Annotated in this window: 1 protein-coding gene; it reads left to right on the forward strand. The window is 68.1% G+C overall.

The window, feature by feature from the left end; translation table 11 throughout:
• The first annotated feature begins 58 nt into the window (after positions 1–58).
• A protein-coding gene (locus J2X68_RS40225) for an IS5 family transposase (RefSeq protein WP_399041991.1) occupies positions 59–990 on the forward strand; the annotation gives its coding sequence in 2 pieces (ribosomal slippage) (positions 59–442 and positions 445–990; 930 coding nt in all).
• The last annotated feature ends 19 nt before the right edge of the window (positions 991–1009 follow it).

Consider the following 1009-nt stretch of genomic DNA (forward strand, 5'->3'; position numbering starts at 1 on the left):
TAGGCGCTGTTTCTCGGATCTCCCTCCTTGGGTGGGGTGTTGAGGGCAGGCTGGCTCCATGGGACGCGGAGACCTGACGAATGCGGAGTGGGATCGGCTGGAGTCGTTCTTACCTCGCGGTGGTGCACGTGGGGGCCGGTGGAGCGATCACCGACGGGTGATCAACGGTGTGCTCTACCGGGTCCGCACGGGGGTGCAGTGGCGGGATCTGCCGGAGCGGTTCGGGCCGTGGGAGACCGTCTACAAACGCCATCGCCGCTGGTCGGCGGACGGGACCTGGCAGATGCTCCTGTCGAAAGTGCAGACCGCCGAGGACGCCGCGGGCCACATCGACTGGGAGGTGTCCGTGGACTCCACGGCGGTGCGGGCTCACCAGCACGCCGCCGGCGCGAGGAAGGCACCGCCCGCCGCGAGCCCTCAAAGGGGGGCCCTTCCGCGGACGAACCAGGTCGATCCGGTTCTTCGGAAACTGGCCGTCCGGCTGGAGGAGGTGGTCCGATCGGCGAGTGCCTGGGACGCTCCCGCGGCGGCTTCACCACCAAGATCCACCTTGCAGCCGACGGACGATGCCGGCCCCTCGCCGTCCTCCTGACACCCGGACACTACGGTGACGGCCCCCAACTGCAGCCTGTCCTGGAGCGCGTGTCGGTGCCCCGCAGCGGCGTCGGCCGACCGCGCAGCCGACCCGACCATGTCCTGGCCGACAAGGCCTACACGTCCCGCGAAAACCGCCGCTACCTGCGAAGGCGCGGCATATCGCACACCATCCCCGAACGGCTCGACCAACGCAGACACCGACGCAACCGCGGTTCCCAGGGCGGCCGTCCCACCAGCTTCGACCGCGAACGCTACAAGAAGCGCAACACAGTTGAGCGTGCCATCAATCGCCTCAAAGGCTTCCGCGCCGTCGCCACGCGCTACGACAAACGGGCCTACACCTACCTCGGCACAGTCACCCTCGCAGCACTCATCATCTGGCTCCGCACATGATCCGAGAAACAGCGCCTAG

The organism is Streptomyces sp. 3330 (assembly GCF_031456635.1).
Classification (GTDB): Bacteria; Actinomycetota; Actinomycetes; order Streptomycetales; family Streptomycetaceae; genus Streptomyces.